The sequence below is a fragment of the Sphingopyxis sp. Root154 genome, from assembly GCF_001427105.1.
Taxonomy (GTDB): Bacteria; Pseudomonadota; Alphaproteobacteria; order Sphingomonadales; family Sphingomonadaceae; genus Sphingopyxis.
Genome location: NZ_LMGI01000002.1, coordinates 815,150 through 834,780 on the forward strand (window position 1 = coordinate 815,150; position 19,631 = coordinate 834,780).

Annotated in this window: 13 protein-coding genes; 9 read left to right on the plus strand and 4 right to left on the minus strand. The window is 66.7% G+C overall.

Annotation, left to right across the window (positions count from 1 at the left end; translation table 11 throughout):
• The first annotated feature begins 47 nt into the window (after positions 1–47).
• Complete coding sequence (locus ASD73_RS09680) at positions 48–536, plus strand: RNA polymerase sigma factor (protein ID WP_056371840.1); 489 nt, start codon at positions 48–50, stop codon at positions 534–536.
• Positions 533–1,234 (plus strand): anti-sigma factor family protein, encoded by a 702-nt coding sequence (locus tag ASD73_RS09685; RefSeq protein WP_056371842.1) that lies wholly within the window; start codon positions 533–535, stop codon positions 1,232–1,234. Before ASD73_RS09680 ends, ASD73_RS09685 begins: the two co-directional genes overlap by 4 nt.
• 7 nt (positions 1,235–1,241) lie before the next feature.
• Here ASD73_RS09685 and ASD73_RS09690 read toward each other — a convergent pair whose 3' ends face one another.
• Positions 1,242–1,679 carry an Rrf2 family transcriptional regulator gene (locus ASD73_RS09690; protein ID WP_056371843.1) on the minus strand — a complete coding sequence of 146 codons (438 nt, stop codon included), beginning with the start codon at positions 1,677–1,679 and terminating at the stop codon, positions 1,242–1,244.
• A gap of 102 nt (positions 1,680–1,781) precedes the next feature.
• Between ASD73_RS09690 and ASD73_RS09695 the strand changes: the two genes are divergently transcribed.
• Together ASD73_RS09695 and ASD73_RS09700 are read left to right on the plus strand one after the other, a co-directional pair.
• Entirely contained in the window at positions 1,782–2,180 is a 399-nt protein-coding gene (locus ASD73_RS09695; RefSeq protein ID WP_056371845.1) for a group III truncated hemoglobin, read from the plus strand.
• Between the two features lie 35 nt (positions 2,181–2,215).
• A complete protein-coding gene (locus ASD73_RS09700; protein ID WP_056371847.1) occupies positions 2,216–2,665 on the plus strand; it encodes a globin domain-containing protein in 450 nt (149 codons plus the stop codon).
• Between the two features lie 72 nt (positions 2,666–2,737).
• On the opposite strand, the gene grxD is transcribed toward ASD73_RS09700, so the two are convergent.
• The 3 genes from grxD to ASD73_RS09715 are packed head-to-tail and all read right to left on the minus strand — an operon-like array spanning position 2,738 to position 3,691.
• Positions 2,738–3,070 carry a Grx4 family monothiol glutaredoxin gene (grxD, locus tag ASD73_RS09705; RefSeq protein WP_056371849.1) on the minus strand — a complete coding sequence of 111 codons (333 nt, stop codon included), beginning with the start codon at positions 3,068–3,070 and terminating at the stop codon, positions 2,738–2,740.
• 50 nt (positions 3,071–3,120) lie between these two features.
• The gene (locus ASD73_RS09710) at positions 3,121–3,354 is read right to left on the minus strand and encodes a BolA/IbaG family iron-sulfur metabolism protein (protein WP_037514674.1); all 234 of its coding nucleotides are present in this window, start codon (positions 3,352–3,354) and stop codon (positions 3,121–3,123) included.
• A gap of 10 nt (positions 3,355–3,364) precedes the next feature.
• A complete protein-coding gene (locus tag ASD73_RS09715; RefSeq protein ID WP_056371851.1) occupies positions 3,365–3,691 on the minus strand; it encodes a DUF1476 domain-containing protein in 327 nt (108 codons plus the stop codon).
• A 210-nt stretch (positions 3,692–3,901) separates the two neighbouring features.
• Between ASD73_RS09715 and ASD73_RS09720 the strand changes: the two genes are divergently transcribed.
• The 5 genes from ASD73_RS09720 (at position 3,902) to ASD73_RS09740 (ending at position 19,619) form a co-directional block, all read left to right on the plus strand.
• Positions 3,902–6,991 (plus strand): CHAT domain-containing protein, encoded by a 3,090-nt coding sequence (locus tag ASD73_RS09720; protein ID WP_056371853.1) that lies wholly within the window; start codon positions 3,902–3,904, stop codon positions 6,989–6,991.
• A gap of 4 nt (positions 6,992–6,995) precedes the next feature.
• Positions 6,996–9,086: an adenylate/guanylate cyclase domain-containing protein gene (locus ASD73_RS09725; protein WP_056371855.1), complete on the plus strand. Its 2,091-nt coding sequence runs from the start codon at positions 6,996–6,998 to the stop codon at positions 9,084–9,086.
• Positions 9,073–9,831: a hypothetical protein gene (locus ASD73_RS09730; RefSeq protein ID WP_056371858.1), complete on the plus strand. Its 759-nt coding sequence runs from the start codon at positions 9,073–9,075 to the stop codon at positions 9,829–9,831. Before ASD73_RS09725 ends, ASD73_RS09730 begins: the two co-directional genes overlap by 14 nt.
• Positions 9,832–10,014: 183 nt before the next feature.
• On the plus strand, positions 10,015–11,838 hold the full coding sequence (locus tag ASD73_RS09735; protein ID WP_082521463.1) for a ShlB/FhaC/HecB family hemolysin secretion/activation protein: 1,824 nt from the start codon (positions 10,015–10,017) through the stop codon (positions 11,836–11,838).
• A gap of 29 nt (positions 11,839–11,867) precedes the next feature.
• Positions 11,868–19,619 carry a hypothetical protein gene (locus ASD73_RS09740; protein WP_156377344.1) on the plus strand — a complete coding sequence of 2,584 codons (7,752 nt, stop codon included), beginning with the start codon at positions 11,868–11,870 and terminating at the stop codon, positions 19,617–19,619.
• Positions 19,620–19,631: the final 12 nt, after the last annotated feature.

A 19,631-nucleotide genomic window follows, 5' to 3' on the forward strand; every position in this document is an offset into this window, starting at 1 on the left:
AACGATAGAAGCCACTCGTTTCTTCCTCGAACAACCGAAAGGCGAAAATGCGCTTCGAAGAAGAACTGGTCGAATTGCTGCCCCGTCTGCGCCGCTTTGCGCGCGGACTGGCGCGCGATGCCAGCGACGCCGACGATTTATGCCAGGCGGCGATCGAACGCGCATTGAAATCGCAGGAACAGTGGCAACAAGGAACGAGACTGGACAGCTGGATGTACCGCATCACCCGCAACCTCTGGATCGACGATCGCCGAGCGGCCGGGCGCCGCGGCATCCACACGCCGATCGATGACGCCGCCACGCAGGTCGCCGGCGACGGTGCGGCCGAGGTCGAGGCCGGCGCGCTGCGCGGCGATGTCGATGGCGCGATGGCGCGCCTGCCCGACGAACAACGCGAAGTCGTGATGCTCGTCCTCGTCGAAGGCTATGCGTACCGCGAGGCGGCAGACATACTGGAAGTGCCGATCGGCACCGTCACCTCGCGCCTTGCGCGCGGGCGCGAAACATTGATGCATTTGCTGGGAGAGGCCGCATGAGTTTCGACCCCGCCACCGTCGCCGCCTTTGTCGACGGCGAACTCGACGACCTGACCGCACGCCGCATCGAGCGCGAAGCGGCAAACGACCCCGCGCTTGCCGCCGAAATCGCGCGGCACCGGACGCTGCAAGCACGGCTGACTGCCCATTATGCCCCTGTGCTCGATGAGGCGGTGCCCGGGCGGCTCCGCGCGCTGCTCGCGACGTCCGACAAGGTCGACACCAGCCTCGCCGGGCGCCGCGAAGCGAAGCGGGTACGCTTCGCACCGATCCACTTTGGGGCGATCGCGGCCTCGCTCGCGCTGGGGCTGGCCCTGGGACTACGGCCGTGGATGCCCCCCGCAAGCGTCACTGAAGCAAATGGCACCATTATCGCCGCAGGTCCGCTTGCCAAGGCACTCGATACGCAGCTTGCCTCCAGTCAATCGACGAATGCGGCGGTGCGGATCGGTCTCAGCTTCGAAGACAAGGCCGGCCGCTACTGCCGCAGTTTCGAAAGCCAGTCGCTGAACGGCATTGGCTGCCGCGACAGCGGACGCTGGCATCTCGAACGGACGATGACGGGACAGGCGGGCGCCGATTATCGTCAGGCGTCGTCGGGCGAACTCGCCGCCGCCGCAGCGAAAATGATGACGGGCGATCCGCTCGACGCCGCGGCCGAACGGCAAGCGCGCGCCAAGGGCTGGGCGCGCCGCTGACGATTTTTCAGGTGGCGGCCGGTTGGTCGATGCCGAACAACGCGGCGAAATTCGCGCGCTTGGCGAGCAGGTCGGCGAGGCTGTAGCCGTCGAGCACCTTCATGAACGCCGCCAGCGCCTCGGCAAGCGCGCCCGTCAGCCCGCATGCGGGCGCGATGATGCAGCTGGCGCAATCGACGAGGTCGAAGCCTTCCTCAGTATGGCGCACCACCGCGCCGACCTTGATCTCCGCCGCCGGCCTTGCCAGCCGGATCCCGCCGAAGCGCCCGCGCACGCTTTCGAGATAACCCGCGTTCACCAGGTCGTTGACGACCTTCATCAGATGGTTCTGCGAAATGCCGTACGCGCGCGAAATCTCCGAAATCGGGCACAGCCGCGCGTCATCCTGCGCGCCCACATAGAGGAGCACGCGCATCGCATAGTCGGTGTAGCGCGTCAGGCGCATCCTGATCCTTCGAAAATGTCCGCCATCCCATAATATGCATTTTTGTTGCATGTTTCAAATTGCGATCATACATGCGCCTCAAATGCATGATTGGAGCGAGTCGTGACGCAGGGTGACCAGATCGATGAAGCCGCGCTTGAGCGCCTGATCCCGGCCTTTTACGACCGCGTGCGCGCCGACGCCGACATCGGGCCGCTGTTCGACGCCGCGGTGCACGACTGGCCCCACCATCTCGAAAAGCTCGTCGCCTTCTGGTCCTCGGTGATGCTGACGACCGGCCGCTACAAGGGCAGCCCGGTCGCCGAACATCTGAAGCACAAGACCGCGATCACCCCCGCGATGTTCGACCGCTGGCTCGCGATCTGGGCCGACACCACGAACGAGCTGCTGGCGCCCGCCGCCGCGACCGCTTTGCAGGCGAAGGCCGCGCGCATCGCCGAAAGCCTCCAGCTCGCCCTTTTCTTCCGCTTGGACGACCCCGCCGGGCGCCGCGCGGCCTGAAACCTCCCCTCTCCCCTCTGACCAAAGGATATCATATGCGTACCGCTTCCGCCCACGCGACGGAGATCGTCAAGGCCACGGCCCCGGCCCTCGAAAAGCACGGCCTTGCGATCACAACCGCGATGTATGCCCGGCTGTTCGAGAACAAGGATATCGAAGCGATGTTCGACCGTGCCGCACAGACGAGCGGCGAGCAGCCGAAGCGCCTCGCGGCGGCGATCCTCGCCTACGCCAAGAATATCGACAAGCTGCAGAACCTCGGAACCGCGGTGGCGCGCATGGTCGCACGGCATATCGAAACCGGGGTGAAGCCGCAGCATTATCCCCATGTTGCAGAAGCCCTGCTGCCCGCGATCCGCGACGTGCTGGGCGAAGAGGTCGCGACCGACGAGGTGCTCGCGGCGTGGGGCGAAGCCTATTGGATGCTCGCCGACATCCTGATCGCCGCCGAGGCGCAGGCGTATGAGGATGCCGAGGCGGCTTGAACCTTTCGGCCAATAAAAAACCCGCCGGAGCCTAAGCACCGGCGGGTTTTTGTCGTTCGAAAGCCGCGCAGCTTATTCGGCGCGGGCCGGGATTCCGGTCATCAGCGTGTGAAGCTCGCCCGCTTCCCACATTTCCATCATGATGTCCGATCCGCCGACAAATTCGCCCTTCACATACAGCTGGGGGATCGTCGGCCAGTCGGAAAACTCCTTGATTCCCTGGCGGACTTCCATGTCTTGGAGCACGTCGACGGTGTCATATTCGACGCCGAGGCGGTCGAGCATCGCGATCGCGCGCGAGGAAAAGCCGCACTGCGGGAACAAAGGCGTGCCCTTCATGAAGAGCAGCACTTGATTGTCGGCGACCAGCTTGGCGATGCGGTCGTGGGTGGTCGGGTCGGTCATTGTCTGTCTCCGGGCAGGCGCGCTGCGGCGCCCCAAAATATCCATGCCCCTTATGAGGGGATTGCGGTCGTCAATTGCAAGGCATGAAGTTCGCCGCCCATGCGTCCGCCAAGCGCGGCATAGACCGCCTTGTGCTGCGCGACACGGGTCATGCCGCGAAAGGATTCGCTGACGACATGCGCGGCATAATGGTCGTTGTCGCCCGCGAGGTCGGTGATCGCGACCTCGGCATCGGGAAACGCCGCAACGATCATCGCCCGCAAATCATCTTCGCGCATACCCATCGTTGTCGCCTCAGTTCTGGCTGTCGATGAACTGGCGCCGCGCCTCGACCGTCTTGTCGTTCAGCGCCGCGCGAATCTCGGCATCGCTAATCTCGACCTGCGCCGCGGTGAGGTCGCCCGCGAGCTTGCGGATGACGTCCTCGTCGCCCGCTTCCTCGAAATCGGCCTGCACCACCGCCTTGGCATAGGCGTCGGTTTCCTCGGGGGTCAGGCCCATGCGTTCGGCGGCCCATTCGCCGACCAGCCGGTTCCGCCGCGCGGTGATCCGGAACTGGACCTCCTGGTCACGTGCGAATTGGGCCTCGAAGGCGCGTTCACGATCGTCGAATCCGCTCATTTTGTCCTCATCCGAATGAAATGTTGCATTGCAGATAGGTCGCGCACCCCCGCGGCGCAAGCCGCCTGTGCGGCAGATCACTTCCCTTTCGCTTACGAAGGGTTTAGGGTTTGGTCCCAAGGGAATGGGTCGCACCGCAGCAATAAAGTTTCCGCCCTGCCGGCGTCGCATCGGCATGGCGTCTCTGCGTCCGTGTTTGGGGGATTTGTGATGACCATTCGACGTCCGCAACTCGTGTCGATTCTGGGCTTGCTGGCTTTCGCCGCCCCCGGAACCGCACTGGCGCAGGGCACCGATCCCACACTGCGCGACAGCTTTTCGATCGGCGATCAGGGCGGCTCGCTCTGTGAGGTGCAGGCAACCGTCCGCGACGGCGTTGTCAACGGCATGTTCGATCGCGCCTGGACGATCGTCTGCCGCGACGCGGGCCAGCCGGTCGGCACCGTTCGCGAACTGCGCGCCACCTCGGCCGAGGCGCTCGCGCGGATCGAACAGGCCCGCGCCGGTACGATCATCTGCACCACCGACGGCGCCTGCACACTCAAGGGCAGCAATATCGCGTGGCAGACGCGCATCGAGACCATGGGTAATGTCACCTATAGCGTCGAGGGTTTCGCCGCCTATTCCGATGCCCTCGACCTCGCGCTCGAGTCGGTACGCCAGCACAAGGTCATGCCGGGCGTGATCAAGGTCGCCACGACATCGGTCGGCGGCAACGACGGCTTTGCCCGGACGATTGCCGGGACGATCGACGTCGACAAGGCGCTAGCCGAAGGATACCGCCGCAACCACAGCGGCGACTATGCCGAGGCGGCCGAATTTTTCGAAGCGCTGTCGCGCCGTGCGGCCGAGGAACAGTCGGCCGCCGACATCGACCCGACCGAAGTCACGCTGAACCGCGCGCTGCAACGCTCGAACCTTGGCGAATTCGCCGAAGCCGAACGGCTGTTTGCCGAGGTCGAGGCGATCCCGACCGGCGATCCGGTCCAGCTGCGCCTCCGCCGCAATTTCCGTGCGATCAATGCGCTCAACCAGCGCGATTATGACGGTGCCGCCGCGCGGCTCCAGACACCCATCCCGCCGCTCACGACCGGCGTGACGGTGTCAGGCGACGCGGTGACGCTGACCCCGCAGATCGTCGCCGGGGTCAACAGCGGCGACAATGCCCGCGTCATTCGTCAGAGCAATGATCGCGAGCGCCTGTCGCCGCTCGAACGCGCGCAGATCATCGATGCGCAGGCGACCCACCTGCTCGGCACTGTCGAAAGGTTGCGCGGCAATGCGCAGGCATCGAAGACCGCGCAGCTCAAGGGGCTGACCGACGCGATCGCGGTGCGCGAAGGCCGTGTGACGTCGATCATCCGCCTGCGTTCGCAGATGCTCGGCGAACTTGCGCTGGCCGAAGAGGCGAGCGGCGACAAGGCGGCGGCCGACGCACGTTTCCGTGAATCGGTGAACCTGCTCGCTGTCGAATATCCCGAAACCAACGCACTCGCCTCTGCGCGCGCGCGCTACGCCGCCTTCCTCACGCGCGAGGGACAGAACGACAAGGCAATGGGCATCTATCGCGAGGTCGTCACCGCGCTCGCCAGCACGCAGCGGTCGACCGCGGGCATGGCGAATATGATGGCGCCCTATTACCGACTGCTCGCCGCGCGTTCGGCGACCGACCCCAAGGCGATCGAGGATTTCTTCGTCGCCAGCCAGCTGCAGATCCGCCCGGGTGTCGCCGATACGCAGGCGGTGCTCGCCCGAGAGCTGTCGGGCGGCAGCAGCGACGGCGCGCGCCTGTTCCGCCAGGCGACGACGCTGGGTCGCGATCTCGAACGCGCGCGGATCGAGGATGCGCGGCTGGCCCAACTGCCGGACTCGCCCGAGATCAACGCCTTGCGGGCCGACATCAAGGCCCAGCTCGATAATCTGTCGGTCCAGCAGTCCGAAACCGTCGTCGCGTTGTCGGCCTTTCCGCAATATCGCGTCGTCGCGCCGGGCAAGCTCGATCTTGCCGAGTTGCAGCAGGTTCTGCGTCCGGGCGAAGCCTATCTGAAGATGCTCGTCGTCGGCGACGGCGTTTATGCGATGCTGGTCGAACAAGGCGGCGCGCAGCTCTGGAAATCGGACATCAGCGCGTCGGGGCTCGACACCGCGGTCGACACGATCCGCTCGACCATTTCGATCGTCGAAAATGGCCGCCGCGTCACCTATCCCTTCGACGCCGCCAACTCCTACAAGCTTTATGGCCAGCTGTTCGGCCCGGTCGCGGCGCGCCTGCCGACGATCGCGCACCTGATCTTCGAGCCCGACGGCGCGATGCTGCGGCTGCCGATCAACCTCCTCGTCACCGCCGACACCGGGCTTGCCGCCTATGAAAAGCGCCTGCTCGATCCCGACGCCGATCCGTTCGACATGCGCCAGATCGCCTGGCTCGGCCGGACCTCACGGCCGAGCACCGCGGTCTCGACGCTCGGCTTTCGCAACGCGCGGCAGGCCGCGCCGTCGAAGGCGGCCAACCAATATTTCGGCCTCGGCGAGAATTTGCCGGTCGGCGCACGGCTGCCCTCGCTCGGCACCCGCGGCGCCGTGGCGGGCGGCGTCGACGGCGATTGCCTGTGGGATGCCGCGCAATGGGCACGCCCGATCTCCGCCGACGAACTCGTCACCGCGCGCAACGCGATGGGCCGCGAGGCGGGCACTTTGCTCACCGGCGGCGCCTTCACCGACACCGCGGTGAAAAATCGCGCCGACCTTGGCGACTATCGCATCATCCATTTCGCCACGCACGGCCTCGTTACCGCGCCGCGCGCCGCCTGTCCGGCGCGCCCCGCGCTCGTCACCTCGTTCGGCGGGCAGGATTCGGACGGGCTGCTCACCTTCCAGGAAATCTTCGACCTCAAGATCGACGCGGACCTCGTCATCCTGTCGGCGTGCGACACCGCCGGCGCGGCAAGCGTCGCGGCAACGCGCGAAGCCGGGCTTTCGGGCGGCGGCAATGCACTCGATGGGCTGGTGCGCAGCTTCATCGGCGCAGGCGGCCGGTCGGTGATCGCGAGCCACTGGCCCGCGCCCGACGATTTCGACGCGACCCAGCGGCTGATCGGCGGGCTGTTCGCCGCCAGTCAGGGCACGAGCGTCGCCGACGCCCTGTGGGGAACGCAGCTGCGCCTGATGGACGACCAGCAGACGTCGCATCCCTATTATTGGGCGGGCTTTGCGATCATCGGCGACGGCGGCCAGGCGCTGCTCCACAGCGGCGCGACAGCCGCCCGAAATGGCGAGGCTGCCGGGCGCGCCGCCCGTTAACTTGATGAACGCACCCGACGTCCTTGTTCCCGCGGCCGACGCGCCCGCGCAGGACAGCCAGCAGGCCGCGGTGCCGCTGCGCAAGCGGGTGCGCCGGCTGGTCATGCAGCTCGGCCCGTCGCGGATGGCGGCGACGATCGTCTTCCTGATCGTCGCGATCCTGATCGCGCGCTTCAGCTGGCAGATGCCGCTGATCGACGCCGCCGAACGCGCGCTTTACGACGCGCGCGCGACGCTGATGGCGCCGCATGTCGAGCAGGATAAACGCATCACTCTGGTCACCTATAATGACGAGACCTTGTTCAACACGGGCATCCGCTCGCCGCTCGACCGTACTTTGCTCGCCAATGCGCTCGGCAATCTCGACCAGATGGGCGCGAAAGCGATCGGCATCGATATTGCCTTCGACTCGCCGCGCCCCGACGACGATCTGCTGAAGGCGCAGCTGCGCGCGATGAAGACCCCGACCTGGCTCGCCTATGCCGAACAGGCGAGCAACCCGAACACGATCTTCTATGAACAGCAGAAATTCCTCCAATCCTATATCGCCGACGTCACGACCGCAAAGACGAAGCCGACAAGTGTCTTGTTCCGCACCGACGACGACAGCGTGATCCGCAACTGGCCCGACCGGCCGAAGAATTTGCCGCCCTTGATGTCCAATGCGATGGCTCCCGTCGACGCGGCGCATGCGAATTTCCAGGGCAATATCCGCTTCCTCGTCCCCGCGCGCGCCGCGGCGGGGCAGGAGGAACCCGTCTTCGCCAACATCCCGATCGACACCTTCGCGATGCCGATGGATGCCGAGATGCGCGCCGGTTTTTCGGAGTTGGTCAAGGGACGCTATATCCTGATCGGCGGCGACATCATCGACAACGACCAGTTCAACACGCCATTGAGCCGCTTTCCCGACGCGATCACCGGGCAGCATGAGACGATGATAGGGCTCGAGGTCCACGCGCATATGCTGGCGCAGCAGCTCGACAGGGCATGGACGCGGCCGATCGCCACGCCCGCGCTTTGGGTGCTCGCGGTGCTGATCGTTCTCGCGGGCGGGCTGACGAGCCTCATCGACCTTCGCGCGCGCTGGGTCGCGCTCGCATTCCTTGGGCAAATGGCCTTCTTCATCGCCTTCCCCTTCTGGCTGCAGGGACGCGGCATCGACACGACGACGCTGCCGACCTTTGGCTGGGCGGTCGGCTGGCTGTTCGGCTACGCCGCGGTCGGCACCGCCGCGCGCACCGTCGGATCGCGCCAGCGCGCCTTTGCGCAGTCGGCGCTCGGCAAATATCTGCCCGCCGACGTCGCGGCGCAGATTATGCGCGACCCCGACCAGCTGTCGCTCCACGGCGAGCGGCGCAACATCTTCTGCGTCTTCACCGACCTCGAAGGCTTCACGAAGCTCAGCCACGCGGTGACGCCGGAAACCGTCGCGCGGCTGCTCAACGAATATCTCGATCGCCTGTCCGACATCGTGCTCGAACATGGCGGGACAATCGACAAATTCGTCGGTGACGCCGTCGTCGCCTTCTGGGGCGCGCCCCTCAGCCGTCCCGACGACGGCCTGCGGGCCGCTGCCGCCGCGCTCGCCATGTATCAGGCGGGCGAGAAATATCGCGTCGACCTGGCGGCCGAAGACCTCCCGCCGATCGGGATGACTCGCGTCGGCCTGCACGTCGGCGACGCGATCGTCGGCAATTTCGGCGGCGAGGGGCGCATCCAGTACACCGCGCTCGGCGACAGCATGAACACCGCGTCACGGCTCGAGGCCGCGAACAAGGGGCTGAAAACGGGCGTGCTGATCTCCGCCGAGGCCGGCGCGCGCTCGGGCCGCGACGACCTTGTGCCGATGGGCCGCGTCACGCTGCGCGGCCGCGCGCAACCCGTCGATGTCTTCACTCCTCGCCCCGACCTTGCCCCCGACCAGCGCGCGCGCATCGCCGAGCTGGTCGCCGCACACACTGCGGGCGACAAAAAAACCTATGTGACCTGTGCCACAGCAATACAGGCGGATTTCGGTCAGGATGCATCCATCATGTTTCTGATAGAACGCCTTAACGAGACAAAAGAGGGAGAAAGCTATGTCCTTTCCTGATTTCCGGATGCGCCGCCTCGGCCTCACCGCTGCCGCGGCCATCGCCGCCATCGCCTGCGTCGGCACCGCCGCCGCCCAATCGATGGTCGTCCGCTCGACCGGCCCGTCGGCGAGCAAATATCCCGCCGGTGCCAAGCTCAAGTCCGCCGACAAGCTAACCCTCGTCGCGGGCGACAAGATCGTGCTGATGCAGGCGGGCAAGACCCGCACGCTGTCGGGGCCGGGCACCTTTGGCGCCACCGGCACGGTGCAGGCGAGCCAGTCGCTCGGCGGCAACGTCACGCGCATGCTCGCCAAGGGACCTACGATGCGGTCGCGCGGCGGGTTCTCGCGCGGTCCACGCGATGAAACGCCCGTCAATGTTCGTGCACCGAACCTCTGGTTGCTCGATTATCGCGAGGCCGGGACCTTTTGCGTCCTCGATCCGGCCGTGCTGATGCTGTGGCGCCCCGACATGGAAGGCGACACGGCGCTGGAGATCGAAAGCGCCGGCAAGAAGGCGACGGTCGCGATCGTCGACGGCGCGAATTTCCGCAAATGGCCGACCGATGTGCTGCCGGTGCGATATAGCACCGACTATCGCCTGTCGGGCGGCGGCCTCGCCAAGCCGGTGACGGTGCGCTTCGCAGCGATGGAAAATGCGCCCGACACGGTCGAGGGATCGGTCGACATGCTGATGGCGAAGGGCTGCTCGCCGCAGCTCAATCGCCTCGTCGACACGATGTCGGAAGCCGAAGCCGGATAAGGTAAATGGATGGGGCGGCGGCCATTGTCCCCACCCTATCCGTCTGATAATCTACTAAGGAAATTCCGCCGGTCGCGTGACGGAACATTTCCTTGGGTCGAAATTTGCCCTGCCGCCTTGCGGCAGGGCAGTGGAGTTGGCGCATCGCGATCGTCGCGGCGTGCCTATACGCAAGGGGTGGTGATGACCGTGTCGGGGGACTTCGGAATTAATGCGATCATGCGGCCGAGGCGCGCCGCAATCCGCAGGGCATTAGCCGGCTCGGCGGCGTTGATCGCCGCAGCCCTGCCCGCCGCGGCATGGGCGCAGGCGACCCCGCAAATTCCGACACGCGAGGAAATCCAGCGCCCGCCGCCGACGCCGCAGGTCCAGCCCAATGAACAAGTCGTCGCGGTCGAGGACGGCATCGAACGCGCGCCCTGCCCGCTCGCCAACCCCGAATTCGCCAACGTCCGCTTCGCCCTGCGCGGGGTCGAATTTTCGAGCGTCGAAGGCATCGACAATGCGTTGCTGGCGCCGAGCTGGTCCGACCGCGTCGGACAGGAATTGCCGATCTCAGCGGTGTGCGACATTCGCGACCGCGCCGCGACAATCTTGCGGTCAAAGGGCTATTTGGCGGCGGTGCGCGTGCCGCCGCAGACGATCGGCGACGGCGTCGTCCGGCTCGACATCTTGTCGGCGCGCATGTCGCGCATCGAGGTGCGCGGCGACGCGGGAGCGAACGAAGGCTTGCTGCAACGCTATCTGTCGCGGCTCGACGACCAGCCGGTGTTCAATATCGTCGATGCCGAGCGCTATCTGCTCCTCGCCCGCGATATTCCCGGGATGGATGCGCGCCTGACGCTGCGCCCCGGCACAGTTGCCGGCGAAGTCGTCGGCGAAGTCACCGTCGCGCGCACCCCCTTCACCTTCGACTTCAACGCCCAGAATTTCGGTTCGCGCGACGTCGGCCGCTGGGGCGGCATCGCGCGCGCGCGCTTCGCCGGCCTCACCGGCATGGGCGACCTCACGACCGTCAGCTTTTATGCGACCCCCGATTTAGACGAACAAAAGGTTGTGCAGGCGTCGCACGAGTTTCGCGTCGGCGGCGAAGGGCTGCGCTTCGGCGCCAGCTATACCTACGCCTGGACGCGCCCCGACATCACCGGCTTTCCCGTCAAGTCGAACACCCAGATCGTCAGCCTGTTCACCGCCTATCCGCTCGTGCTGACACAGGCACGGCGCGTGACCCTCGGCGGCGGGCTCGATTTCATCGACCAAGACATCGGCCTGGCCAGCCTCCCAATCAACCGCGACCGGCTACGCGTCTTCAATGTGCGTGCGGACGCGAGCTGGATCGACCCCGGCTCGATCGCCGGGCGCGGCGGCTACAGCCCCAGCGAACCGCGCTGGTCACTCTCCACGTCGCTCGAAGCACGCAAGGGCGCCTCCTTCCTCGGCGCCAGCGAGGATTGCGGTCCCGGCGGCAGTGCGTGCTTCCTGCCCGGCGCAATCCCGCTGACGCGCGTCGAGGGACAGCCCGACGCCTTCCTCGTCCGCGCCAATGCGCTCGCCGAATGGCGACCGGCAAAGCTTTTCACGCTTTCGGCGGCGCCGCGCGCGCAGCGGGCGAACGATCCCTTGCTCGCTTATGAAGAGTTTTCGGGCGGCAACTTTACCGTCGGACGCGGCTTCGACCCCGGCACGGTGATCGGCGACAGCGGCGTCGCGGTGGCTTTAGAAGCACGCTACGGCTCGTTCGTTCCCGCCAATACCGAAAGCTTCGCCTTTCAGCCCTTCGTCTTTTTCGACGCGGCGTGGATGTGGAACAAGGATACGGCCTTCGACGGGCTCGATCCGCAGAAACTTTATTCGGCGGGGGGCGGCGTGCGCGTCGCTTACGGCGATCTCGCGCGGCTCGACATGACACTCGCCGTGCCACTCAATCGCGGCGGCTTCCTCACCGAGCGGCCCGACCCGCGGCTGCTCATATCGCTGACTACGCTATTCGGCGTGAGGGCGCGCTGACCATGAATTTTGCATCGAGGACAACGGACATGCGTGCCATCGCTTCCCTCTCGCCCAGCGGTCCCGGCAAGCAGCGGCTGCTGACAAGCTGCGCAATCGCCGCCGGGATGATGGCGCTCGCCTATGGCGGCCCCGCGCTGGCGCAGGTCGCGGGGTCAGGCACGATCACGACCCTCCCTTCGGGTACGACCACGGGCACGGGCGTGAATCCGTCGACGGTCAACGTCAACGGGCCGCAAAGCATTGTCGACTGGACACCGTCCAACACGCCAATCGCGGGCGTGATCGACTTCCTGCCCACAGGCAACACGCTGGACTATGTCGGCGACACCACAGGCTATGTCGTTCTCAACCGGTTCGTCGACGGGGCGGGCACCTCGATTACCGACCAGATCGCGCTGAACGGTATTGTGAACAGCTATGTCGGATCGACCAGCGGCCCGCGCGGCGGCAATATCTGGTTCTATAACGCCGGCGGCATCCTGATCGGCGCGTCGGGCGTGATCAACGTCGGCAGCCTTGTCCTCACCACCAACGACATCGTCACGACCGGCGGCCTGTTCGGTCCCGGGGGAACGATCCGGTTCAACGGGACGACGGGCAGCACGTCGGCGATCACCGTCAACGGCGCGATCAACGCGAACAATGTCGGCAATCCCGGCAGCAGCTATATCGCGCTCGTCGCGCCGCGCGTCGTCCAGGCGGGTGCCGTCCGCGTCGACGGATCGGCCGCCTATGTCGCCGCCGAACAGGCCGATATCCGCATCAACGGCGGCCTCTTCGACATCAACGTCACCCGGGGGGTCGAGGGCGGCAACGCGATCACCCACACCGGCACGACCACCGGCCCTGCGCATCAGGACGGCGATACCGACCAGAGCCGCATCTATATGGTCGCCATTCCCAAGAATGACGCGGTGACGATGCTGGTGTCGGGCGCGATCGGCTATGACGACGCCGTCTCGGCAACAGAAGAAGACGGCGCGGTACGCCTGTCCGCCGGCTATAATATCACGAGCGGCGAACAGAATTTGAACCCCGCGAACGCCACAGCGGCAAATATCATCGTCAACGACACGCTGTTCCGTAGCAGCACCGTCGCCCGTGCAAGCGGCACCTTTGTCGGCGAGGCGCTGCAACAGATCCCGGGATCGCCGCCCCCTCTGTCGTCAGCAGGACAAATCTTCGTCGAAGGCAACGGGGTTTTCAGCGGCGACGCCGGTGCGTCACTGACCATCGGCGCGGGTCAGCAGGGCGGCGCGACGGGCAATCTGACCGTCCGATCAGATGGCGTCGCGGGCGCCGCAGGCAATGTTGCAGTGAATGTCAGCGGCGGGACGCTGTCGACAGGTAATCTGTTGCAGATCACGTCGCTGAGCCAGCCCGCCACAGCAACCGGCAACAGCGTGGGCGGGACCGCCAGCCTGACGGTTACCGGAGGCACCCTGACATCGCCGACCATCTTGGTATCCGCAAATGCCTCTGCCGATATCGGAACAAATGGCGAGACTGGAGACGCACGCGGCGGCAATGCCAGTATTTCCGTCCGGAATGCCGGCACGATACTGGACAGCGGTTCCGTCACCATCAGCGCGTCGGCTTTCGGCCCAACCAATATTTTCGTCCCGGTCGGCGGCGACGCGCAAGGCGGCACGGCAACGCTGACGGTCTCCGACGGCGCAAGCTTCCGCGCGACGAACAATGTTTCGATCGACGCAAACGGCGGCGGGGGATTTGGCCCGGTTCAGGCGGGCAACGGAACGGGCGGCACCGCGCGCATCGAAATCCTCGGATCGAACACCGCGTTCGAATCGTCGGACACGTCGATCGAAGCGTTGGGCAACGGCGGGAGTTTCTCCGGTCCGGATGACACGCTGAACGGCGGCGACGGAACGGGGGGGAGCGCCGCTCTCGTCATAAACAGCGACAATGGCGGGATCATATCGCTCGGCACACTCTCGCTCGATGCGAGTGGACGGGGCGGCGATGCGGGCGGAGAAAATTCGGTCGGCGGCGATGCGATGGGCGGCGCGGCGAGCCTGACGGCCGACGGCGGCGCCACCGCGCAATTTTCGTCGATCGAGCTCGTCGCATCGGCAGAGGCGGGAAGCGCGCTCAGCCCCAGCGGCACGACGGGGCAATCGGGCAACGCCCGCGGGAACAATGTGACGCTGGCTGCGACAGGCGGCTCGACGATCACCAGCAGCGGCGGTATCAACCTGACCGCGGTCGGCATGGGAACGGCCGGCGAGAATTTCGGGACGGGCACCGGCGGCAATGTCGCCGTCAACGCGACCGCCGGGGGCACGATCACCACGGGCAATCGCCTCACCATCCAAGCGATGGGCGGCAACGCGTCCTTCGCGATGGCGCAAAGCGCCGGCAACGGGATCGGCGGCAATGTCGACTTCCTCGCCGACGGCGGAACCATCGTGGCCGAGGTCTATGAGGTCAACGCCAGCAGCGGCACGGTCAATGTCATCGGCACCGGCGGCACCGCGCAGGGTGGCACCATCGACCTGCTCGCGCGCAATGGCGGGGAGATCAGGGCGACTCTCGACGCGACGAACCAGCTCAACGCCAGCGCGGCGTCGGGCAGCAGCGCCGGAGGCACGGCAGCGACGGGCGGAACGGTCCAGCTGATCGCCAACGCCGGCCGCATCGACCTTGGCCTCGGCGCCGACCTGTCCGCGGGCGGGACTTCGGGCGGTGCGGTCACGGCGGGTGCGCCTGCCCCCACCGGCACCGGCGGAACCATCCTGATCCAGACGACGGCCGATTCCGCCAGCGCGATCGACTATGGCCAGCTTTTTGCTTCGACCGACGGCCGCACGGCCGTGGAATTCGAAGTCCCCGGCGGACCGGTCGATACCAGCGGAAACGGCCGCGGCGGCACGATCACCCTCGATGTTCAGGGCGGCACGCTCTCGGGCGGCGTCATCGAACTGTCAGCCAATGGTTTCGGCAGCGGCGGCAGCGCGAACGGCACCGGCGGCACCGCGACCTTCACCCAGACCGGCGGCGACATATCGATCAGCGACATGAGCGTCAGCGCCGATGGCTTCGGCGGCATTGCCCAAGGCGTGTCGGGCACCGGCACCGGCGGCATCGCGACGATCGACCTGTCGGGCGGGACGATTACCGCCGCCGACATCATCGCATCGGCGAGCGGCGAAGGCCGTTCGGGGACGAACGGGAATGATGACGATCCGGCCAATATCATCGCGGGCGGCACCGGCGGCGCGGGGGTCGGCGGCAATGCGGTCATCAATATCGGCGGCACCGCCGTCGTCGACGCGAGCCTCATCGCCGCTTATGCCAATGGCACCGGCGGCACCGGCGGCGGCTTCGTCAACGCGTCGAGTTTCGGTTCGCTGCCCGGAACGCCCGGCAACGGCGGGAACGGGTCCGGCGGCACCGCGAGCGTCAACCTTGCCGGCGGTTCGGTCACGGCGAGCGACGTGTCCGCCGAGGCATCGGGTATTGGCGGCCAAGGCGGCTCCTCCTTCTTCTCGAGCAGTTCGGGCAGCGCGACCGGCGTCGGTGTCGGCGGCGCGGGCGGCATCGGCCAGGGCGGGCGGGCGAGCATCGGGCTGGCGACGGCGACCGGCGCAATCGCAGATGTCAGCGCGGTCTCGCAGGGCATCGGCGGCCTTGGCGGCACGCACAATGTCGGCGGCAACGGCGGCGATGGCTATGGCGGCATCGCGCAGGCAATCGTCGACGATTTCGACGCCGGCACGCTCGCGATCGCGCTCGATTCGACGGCGCAGGGCGGAAACGGCGCGAACGGCCGCGACGGACGCGGCGGCAACGGCGGCAATGCTTTTGGCGGGGCGTCGAGCGTCCTCGCCGACGGCCCCAATGCGACCGTCGAGGTCACTCAAGCCAATTTCATCACCGGCGCAACCGGCGGCAATGGCGGCGCCGGCCGCCTCGGCTTTGGCTCGTCGGCAGCGGTCGCGCCTTCGGGCGGCAATGGCGGCGGCGCGCAGGGCGGCGCCATCGAAGTCCTTTCGCGTGATGGCGCGACGATGACGCTTGGGCTGTTTACCGGCGATACCGTTGAACTCGGCAACACCGGCGTCGGCGGCAACGGTGGCGCTGGCGGCACCAGCGATTTCGGCGCCGGCAATATCGGCGGAGATGGCGGCCTCGGCGGCGGCGGCGTGGGCGGATCGGTCCGGCTGATTGCCGACGGCGGCACGATCACGACCGCCGGCGAGTCTCTGGAAATCGATGTCAGCGGCCAGTCGGGAAGCGGCGGCACCGGCGGTCTCGCAGGCGGCGGGGGCGGCTTGCCGGGGGCAAACGGCGGCTTTGCAGGCACCGTCGGCGGGCGCGTCCATATCGATGCGCTGACGACCAATGCGGGGCCGGGGCTGATCGAACTCGGCAACACCAACATTCTTGCCAGCGGCGATATCGCGGGCCGCGTGGAAATTCGCACCGACGGCCGGATCGCCTTCACCAGCCTCGACGTCGAGGTGCGCGGCCTTGCCAATCCGACCAACAACGATACCGACGAAGCGCCCGCGGGCATCTTCCTCGGCGCAACGGGCGGGACGATCGAGGCCGGGAGCATGTCGCTCGGCACCGACGGCTCGATCGGCCTTTATGCGCAGGGCAGCGGGGGCGTGATCGTCGGCGAAACGGCGCAGCTGCAGGCGGGCGACCAGATCGACATCCGCCACGACCTGCGCGGTGCCAATGCCGCTCCGACGCTCGAGACGACCGACGACCTGTTCATCGTCGCGGGTACCAGCATCAGCGGTGCGCCGGGCAGCTTGCTCGCCGCGGGGGGCACGCTTTCGCTGACCGTGACCGGCCCCACAGGAACGATCGGGGTCGACCGTCTCGCCGGTAACGACATCGCGCTCAGCAGCCTTGGCGCCACCAGCGTCGAACATGCCGAGGCGGTGAACGACCTTACTGCCTCGGCGGGCAGCTTCCGCACCGGGCTGAATTCGATCATCACCGGCGGCGACATCTCGATCGCCTCGCCCGGCGCCGTCGACCTCGGCAACTCGACCGCGGGCGGCTTCGTCCAGGTCCAGGGCCAGTCGATCGCCTTCAACGCGATCACCGCGGGGCTCTCGGTCGGGCTTTCGGCGGACGGGACGGCAGCGGGCGCCGAAGGCATCAATGGCGGATCGATCGCTGCGGGCGGCGACATCAACCTCTTCGCCCACAGCATCGCGCTCACCGGCAATGTCACGGGCGCGGCGTCCTTCTTCGCCTTCGGCACGGGCGGCGGAGTTTCGGTGAATAGCGCTGAAGTCGATGGGAATATCTCGATCTTCTCAGCCGCCGACCTTTCCGGCACCTATGTATCAGGTGGCAATATCTTCCTGAATTCGGACGCCAATATCGCCGCCTCAGCGCAGGCGAATGGCGGTTATGTCGACGGCAACGGTATCGCAGCGCAGGGCAATCTGTTCGTCATCGCGGCGGGCAATGCGACGCTCACCGACAGCTCGGCGGCGCGCATGTTCGGCGTCAATGCCGGAACCGCGGCGTCGATAGATGGCGGCACGGCGGGCGAGGACGTCCTTGTCATCGCCGGAACGACGGCCAACCTGACCGACGTCACGGGCGGCGACGACATCACCGTCCGCGCCGCGGGCAATATCGGCGCGCTCAATGTCCGCACCACTGGCACCGGCGCCGACACGCATATCCTCGATTTCTCGACGGCGTCGGGCAGCCCGACCTTCACCATCGGCACGGGCGAAGGATCGCAAGGCATCAACGGCGCCGACATCGTGATGGCTTCCACCGCCGGTGCGATCGACGCGGCGACGCTGTCGGCCGGCGACGACATCCTGCTCAACGCCGCGAACAGCATCGCGGTCAATGGCGCGACGACGCTCGGCCTCGGCACCACGGGCGGCGACAGCAGCATCCGCACGCAGGGCGGCGCCACGACGCTCGCCGGCCTCGATGCCTTTAGCGACGTCATCGTCGACGCGGCGGGCATCGCCAATCTGACCGGCACCGTGGCGGCGGGACGCAACGCGACGATCACCGCGCAGGGCGTAGCGCTCGCGGCGCTCACCGACACCGGCGGCACCGCGATCCCGACGCTGCGGGCCGACGGCGATGTCGTCGTCAATTCGTCCGCCGGGATCGCGGGCGGCGGCGTTCGCGCGCTTGGCGATGCGACACTGAACGCAGTGACCGCGATCGGCATCACCTCGATCGAGGGGCAGGACGTCACGCTCACCGGCGCGACCGGAGTCGCTGTGAACGAGGCTTATGTCCTCGGCACGACCAATCTCGACAGCAGCGACGGCAATATCGAGCTGGGCAGCCTGGTCGCATCGGGTTTGATCAACGCCAGCGCGAATGCAATCCGCATCGAGGGCGGCGGCAATATGCATTTCGCCACGCTGACCACCGACGTGGGCGATGCCTATGTCCGCGGGAACGGTGACTTTTCGGTTGCCGCAGGGAGCGTCGCCGGCACCGCCGACCTCCGCACGCAGGGCGAGGCGATGACCATCGGCAGCCTCACGGCTGCGAATGCGACCATCGAGAATGCGGGCGGCTTCCTCAATCTCGACACCCTTACGGTCGCGGGCAACCTCACCGCATCGGCGCGCACATCGCTGGGGATCAATGGCGTCGTCACCGGCCAGTCGATCTCGCTCGCTTCGGCAGGGATCGACATTGCTGCCACGGGCCGCGTCGGGACCGCGGGGGTGACCCAGCAGCTGTCGGTCGCCAACAATAACTCCGACAACCAGACTTTCGTGGGCGGCACGGCCGGACCGAACGGGCCCAATGGCTATCACATCGATGCCGCCGAACTGACGCGCCTCTACGGCACTCAAATCGAAATCTTCGCGCCCGAGGTACAGGCTGCGAGTGGCGGTTCGATAGGGTCGGCTGCACAGCCCGACGTCGTCGTCGATACGTTCACGATGACCGGCGGCGCGGCGGGATCGAACCTCGGCGCCAATGGCGCGCTGACGATCCGCACCCCGGGCAAGATGCGCGTGATCGGCAATGTCCAGCTGACCGGCCTTACCGATACCAACGCGCTCAACCTTACCGCGGGCGACGCGCTGGAGGTCATTCTCGGTCAGGGCAGCGTGCGGCTGCTCGGCGCGAACAATGCGCCGGGCGGACAGCTCAACTTGGCTTCAGACGATATCATCGTCGCGACGCAGGCAGCGATTACTGCCGTCGGCGCGGCAACGACGATCGACGCCATCAACACGCGCCTCGGCGAGAATGACGGCGTCATCCTCGACGAGGGGGCGCTGTTCGCGCGCGGCATCCGCGCCAACGTCGCGGGCGGCTTTTATGTCCAGAACAGCGGCGCGGGGACAGACTTTGCGCAGCGCCGCGGGCTGACCTTTGGCGCCGGCGGACTCGACGTGCGGACGCAGGGACCATCGCGCATCGCCATTAACGGCGTCCAGCTTGGCGCCAACGGTCAGGTTACCGGCATCGACGCGGTCCCACTCCTGACGATCAACGGCGTGGCCCCCGTCGTCGGCAGCTATGATCGCCGGTCGACCTTCAACGGTTGCTTCATCGCCAGTCCGACCGCCTGCACCACCATCACCTTCGATTTCGAGAATAATTTCCCGGTCCAGGATATCATCGACGAAGAGGTCGACGATGACGACGACGGCGTGGGCGAAGGCAATAATTTCCCGCAGGCGCTGATCACGATGCGCGATATCGATCCGATGACGGGCGAGCCGCTGCTCGACGATCCGGTCACCGGCGCCGGCAATGACGATTTGTGGACGCCGCCGCAGCAATAAGGCTTTCGGTTG